Source organism: Microbacterium sp. 69-10, from assembly GCF_001897945.1.
Lineage (GTDB): Bacteria > Actinomycetota > Actinomycetes > Actinomycetales > Microbacteriaceae > Microbacterium.
The window spans coordinates 35,485-40,974 of record NZ_MKRT01000026.1 but is presented as its reverse complement, the minus strand read 5'-3'; the positions used below and the strand labels follow the sequence as shown (position 1 = coordinate 40,974).

Below are 5,490 nucleotides of genomic sequence, written 5' to 3'. Positions count from 1 at the left end.
CCGATCGAGTCCACGTCGTCGTCCTCGAGCTCCAGCCCGAACACGTCGCCGACAGCCTCCAGCGGGACCCGGGAGTTCACCCGGTAGCGTCCGCCGCCGAGATCGACCACCTCGGCCGGTCCGCGGTCGTACTCGTCGGAGATCTCGCCGACGAGCTCCTCGATCAGGTCCTCCAGTGTGACCAGGCCCGAGATGCCGCCGTGCTCGTCGATCACGATGCACACGTGCACGGCGTCCCGCTTCATCTGCTGCAGCAGCGTCTCCGCACGCATCGACTCCGGCACGAACACGGCAGGGCGCGCGATCGGCCGCACCGGTGCGCCGCGCCAGGCGCTCTCGTCGCGGTAGGCGAACTGCACGAGATCCTTCAGGTACAGCACGCCGACGACGTCATCGGCCTCGTCGTCGACCACGGGCATCCGCGAGACGCCGGTGCGCAGGAACAGCTCCATCGCATCCGTCGTGGTCTCGGCGGCATCCACGGTGAGCATCTCCGTGCGCGGCACCATGACGGCCCGCACGAACTGATCCGTGAAGTCGAACACCGAGTGGATGAGGTCGCGGTCGTCCTCCTCGATGAGGTCGTGCGACGCCGCCTCGTCGACCATGCTGAGCAGCTGCTCCTCGGAGGCGAAGCTGCTGCGCCCGCCCCCTGGGGTGACACGGCGGCCGGCGCGCACGAGCGCCTGGGCCAGCGGGCCGAGCAGGATGCGCACGCCGCGCACCGTCGGCGCCCAGGCCCGCAGGATGCCCTCGGCGTGCAGCCGCCCGTACGAGCGCGGGCTGGCGCCGACCAGCACGAACGTGATCCCGGTCATCAGCACCGCAGCGGCCAGCATGGCCCACCAGATGCTCGGCAGCAGCGCGTCCAGCGCCACCGTCACCAGCACCGCGGCCGTCGTCTCGGACAGCACGCGCATGAATGCGACCGCGTTGACGTGTGGATCAGGATCGGCGGCGATGCTGTGCAGGGCCGCGGATCCGCGGCCCTCGGAGGCGAGCTCCTCGATGTCGGTGCTCGAGGTCACCGAGAAGGCGGCGTCGACCGCCGCCATCAGGCCGCCGAAGGAGACCAGCAGCACGGCTGCGGCGAGCAGGAAGAACGGGGTCATCGTCGGCGTTCGGCGTGCGCGAATCCCTCGATCAGAGACTTCTGCAGTCCGAACATCTCACGCTCCTCGTCAGGCTCGGCGTGGTCGAAGCCCAGCAGGTGCAGCAGGCCGTGCGTGGTGAGCAGGATCAGCTCGTCCATCAGGGAGTGCCCGGCGGCCTGCGCCTGCGTCTCCGCGACCTGCGGGCACAGCACGATGTCGCCCAGGAGCCCCGCGGCGGTCGGCCGGTCGGCAGTGCCCGGTCGCAGCTCGTCCATCGGGAAGCTCAGCACGTCGGTCGGCCCCGGCTCGTCCATCCACTGCACGTGCAGCGCCTCCATGGCGCCCTCGTCCACGAGCACGATCGCGACTTCGGCATCCGCGCTGACGTGCAGCTGCTCGAGGTTGAAGTCGGTGAGCCGCTGCAGCACCGTCTCGTCGATCTCGATGGCCGACTCGTTGTTGATCTCGATCATTCCAGGCCTCGTTTCGGCTTGCGGTCTCGGAGGTTCGGGCGCAGGCCCGCTCGGCGGTCGGCGCGGTTCGCGAACTGGTGCGCCTGCTCGCGCTCGACCCGGTCGGCGGTGCGGCGCTCGTCGTACTCGCTGTACGCGTCGACGATGCGTCCCACCAGCGAATGACGCACGACGTCGTCGCTCGTCAGCCGGGAGAAGTGGATGTCGTCGATCCCGTCCAGCACGCGGGTCACCAGGCGCAGGCCGGACGCGCCCTGCGGCAGGTCGATCTGCGTGATGTCGCCCGTGACCACCATCTTGGTGCCGAACCCGAGGCGGGTCAGGAACATCTTCATCTGCTCGGGGGTGGTGTTCTGCGCCTCGTCCAGCACCACGAACGAGCTGTTCAGCGTGCGCCCGCGCATGTAGGCGAGGGGTGCGACCTCGATGGTGCCCGTCGCCATCAGGCGCGGCACGACCTCGGGGTCCATCATCTCGTTCAGGGCGTCGTACAGCGGCCGCAGGTACGGGTCGATCTTGTCGGTGAGCGACCCGGGCAGGAATCCGAGCCGCTCGCCGGCCTCCACGGCGGGGCGGGTGAGGATGATGCGCTCGACCTCTTTGCGCTGCAGCGCCTGAACGGCCTTGGCCATCGCGAGGTAGGTCTTGCCGGTTCCGGCGGGACCGATGCCGAACACGATCGTGTTCTCCTCGATCGCGTCGACGTACTCCTTCTGTCCGAGCGTCTTGGGGCGGATGACGCGGCCGCGCGTGGACAGGATGGCCTCGCCGAGCACCTCGCTCGGACGCGGCCCGTCCTCGCGGCGCAGCATCCGGGCGGAGTGCTCCACGTCACTGGGGACGAGGTCGTGGCCGGAGCGGGTCATCTCCAGCAGCTCCTCGACCAGCTCCTTGGCCGCGGCGACGTCGGCCGCCGAGCCGCCGAGGTTGATCTCGTTGCCGCGCACGAGCACCTGGACGCGCGGATGCTGCTTCTCCAGCATCCGCAGCAGGCGGTCCTGCGGGCCGAGCAGCTGCACCATGGCGACGCCGTCGGCGTAGATGCGCTCGGTGCGCTCCGGCTGGGCGGGGAACTGCGGTGCGGAGTCGTCAGGGGACGACGCAGTGTCAGAAGCCAACGAGCTTGTTCTCCTCGATACCTGCGAGCACGTGCGCGTGCACGTGGAAGACGGACTGGGCGGCGCTGGCGCCGTTGTTGAAGATCAGACGGTACTCGCCGTTGGCGAGCTCGACGGCGATCTGCTTGGCCATGGCGACCATCTCGGCCATCAGGCCGGGGTCGCCGGCGGCGAGCTCGGTGACGTCGCGGTACTGCTCGGTCTTGGGGATGACGAGCACGTGCACGGGTGCCTGCGGGTTGATGTCGCGGATGGCGAAGAGGTGATCCGTCTGGGCGACGAACTCGCCGGGGATCTCCCCGTTCAGGATGCGGGTGAAGATCGAGGGCTCTGTCATGCGGTCAAGTCTAGTTACCAGCGTCCCAGGTTGGCCGAGAGCAGCGCGATCGCCACCGGCCCGGCCGTGGAGGTGCGCAGCACCGTGTCGCCCAGGCGCACGCGCTCGGCGCCCGCCGACTCGAGTCGCTCCAGCTCCTCCGGGGCGATCCCGCCCTCGGGCCCGACGACGAGCACGATGTCACGCCCGTCGGGCCGGATGCCCGTGAGCCGGGTGTCGGTCCAGGGATCGAGCACCAGCATCCTGGCGTCCGCGGCGCGAGCAGCGAGCCTCGCGGTGGTCTCCACCTCGGCGACCTCCGGGATCCAGGCGCGGTGCGCCTGCTTGGCGGCCTCGCGCACGATGGTCGCCCAGCGCTCCCGGCCCTTGGCGGCCTTCGGCCCCTCCCAGCGCGACACGCTGCGCGCGGCCTGCCACGGCACGACCTCGTCGACGCCCAGTTCGCACGCGGCCTGCACCGCGAGCTCGTCACGGTCGCCCTTGGCCAGGGCCTGGGCAAGCACGATCCGCGAGGCCGGCGCCTCGTGGCTGCGACGGGATTCGATGCGCACGGTCACGCGCGCCGCCGCGACGTCGTCGACGACCCCCTCCAGCCACGTTCCGCGGCCGTCGCCGAGCGTGATCGTCTCGCCCACCCGCACCCGTCGCACCACGGCGGCGTGCTTGGCCTCGGCGCCGGTCAGCGCGATGACGTCGCCGACGGCGGCATCCGCGCAGTCGGGGATGATGAAGTGCAGCGCCACGGTGCTCCGATCGGCGAGAGGTCGGTGGATGGGGTCGGCAGTTCCCGCGCGCGGTCAGCGACTGCGGAAGCGGTCGCGCAGCTTCGAGAACAGGCCCTGGTGGAACTGGGCCAGCTGCGGAGCCGGCGCCTTCGTCTTCTTCGCGAAGTCCTCGATCAGCTTGCGCTGCGCCGAGTCGAGCCTGGTCGGCGTCACGACCTGCACGCCCACCCGCAGGTCGCCGCGCTGGGTGCCGCGCAGCGGGGTGATCCCGCGGCCGGCGATGGTCAGCACGTCGCCGGACTGCACGCCGGCGCGGATCTCGAGGTCGACCTCGCCGTCCAGTCCCTCGATCGTGGTGGTGGTGCCGAGGATGGCATCCGTCATCGAGACCTCGAGCGTCGCCAGCAGGTCGTCCCCGTCGCGGCTGTAGATCGCATGCGGTGCGACGGTCACCTCGACGTACAGGTCGCCGTTCGGGCCGCCCGCGCGGCCGACGGCACCGGAACCCGGGAGCTGCAGCCGCAGGCCCGTCTCGACGCCGGCCGGGATGTCGAGCGAGACGGTGCGACGCGTGCGCACGCGGCCCTGGCCGGCGCAGCCGCCGCAGGGCGACTCGATCCGCGTGCCGAAGCCCTCGCAGGAGCCGCAGGGCTGGGTGGTGATGACGTTGCCGAGCAGGCTGCGCACCTGGCGCTGCACGTGCCCGGAGCCGCCGCAGACGTCGCAGGTGACCGGCGAGGTGCCCGGCTGGCAGCACGTGCCCTGGCAGGTCTCGCAGAGCACCGCGGTGTCCACCTCGATGTCCCTGTGCGCGCCGAAGACGACGTCGCCGAGGTCGAGGTCTACGCGCACCAGCGCATCCTCACCGCGCTCCCGGCGCGACCGCGGCCGGGCCGAGCGGCCGCCTCCGCCTGCGGCTCCGAAGAAGGTCTCGAAGATGTCGCCGAAGCCACCGAAACCGCCGAAGCCGGCGCCGTTCTCGTCGCCGCCCATGTCGTAGCGGCGGCGCGACTCCTCGTCGCCGAGCACGTCATAGGCGTGCGTGACGAGCTTGAACCGCTCGGACGCCTCCTCACCCGGGTTCACGTCCGGGTGCAGCTGCCTGGCGAGCTTGCGGTACGCCTTCTTGATCTCGTCCTGGGTGGCGTCCCGGGACACCCCGAGGACTTCGTAGTGGTCCGCCACGATCACCTTTCTGACACCGGGGTCACCGGGTCGTTCCGTCTTCTTCGAGCATGCGCGACAGGTAGCGCGCCACGGCGCGGGCCGCCGCGAGGTTGCTCGGATAGTCCATGCGCGTCGGCCCCATCACGCCGACCCGCGCCGTGCCGCCGGGGGCGGCGTAGTTGCTGGCCACGATGGAGGCCTCGCCCAGCCCGAACGGCGCGTTCTCCGTGCCGATGCTGGTCGCCAGGCCGTGCTCGTCCGTGACCATCTCGCTCATCAGCCGCAGCAGCGTCACCTGCTCCTCGATGGCTTCGAGCAGCGGATGGATGCTGCCGCGGAAGTCCTGCTCGCGGCGCGCGAGCGTCGCGGCGCCCGCCATCACGAGCCGCTCCTGCCTGAACTCGGCGAGCTCCTCCGAGATCACCGCGGCCAGCGTGATCAGCGCGGGCTGCAGGCGCGGGGCCGCCACCGTCTGATCGGGCTGTCCGACGGACTGCATCCGGTCGGTCGCCTCGCTGACCGCGCGGCCGGTGATGAGGGATGCCAGCGGGGCGCGCAGCACCGCCACGTCGGCGT

At 71.0% G+C, this 5,490-nt stretch carries 6 protein-coding genes and 1 pseudogene; all 7 read right to left on the bottom strand.

What is annotated here, in order from left to right:
* Positions 1-1,112 (bottom strand): annotated as a pseudogene (locus BGN97_RS13990) (hemolysin family protein); the annotation flags it as partial.
* Positions 1,109-1,567, bottom strand: a complete 459-nt coding sequence (gene ybeY, locus BGN97_RS13985; protein ID WP_292702713.1) for an rRNA maturation RNase YbeY — start codon at positions 1,565-1,567, stop codon at positions 1,109-1,111. The pseudogene BGN97_RS13990 and the gene ybeY, both read right to left, overlap by 4 nt.
* Complete coding sequence (locus BGN97_RS13980) at positions 1,564-2,589, bottom strand: PhoH family protein (RefSeq protein WP_292702736.1); 1,026 nt, start codon at positions 2,587-2,589, stop codon at positions 1,564-1,566. The genes ybeY and BGN97_RS13980 overlap by 4 nt, the downstream gene beginning before the upstream one ends.
* 85 nt (positions 2,590-2,674) lie before the next feature.
* Positions 2,675-3,022, bottom strand: coding sequence for an HIT domain-containing protein (locus BGN97_RS13975; RefSeq protein ID WP_292702710.1), 348 nt, complete (start codon positions 3,020-3,022; stop codon positions 2,675-2,677).
* A 14-nt stretch (positions 3,023-3,036) separates the two neighbouring features.
* Positions 3,037-3,765, bottom strand: a complete 729-nt coding sequence (locus BGN97_RS13970) for a 16S rRNA (uracil(1498)-N(3))-methyltransferase (RefSeq protein WP_292702707.1) — start codon at positions 3,763-3,765, stop codon at positions 3,037-3,039.
* Positions 3,766-3,819: 54 nt separating this feature from the next.
* Positions 3,820-4,932 carry a molecular chaperone DnaJ gene (gene dnaJ, locus BGN97_RS13965; RefSeq protein ID WP_285630385.1) on the bottom strand — a complete coding sequence of 371 codons (1,113 nt, stop codon included), beginning with the start codon at positions 4,930-4,932 and terminating at the stop codon, positions 3,820-3,822.
* 22 nt (positions 4,933-4,954) lie between these two features.
* The coding region (locus BGN97_RS13960; protein WP_292702703.1) for an HrcA family transcriptional regulator at positions 4,955-5,490 on the bottom strand (536 nt) is incomplete at its 5' end.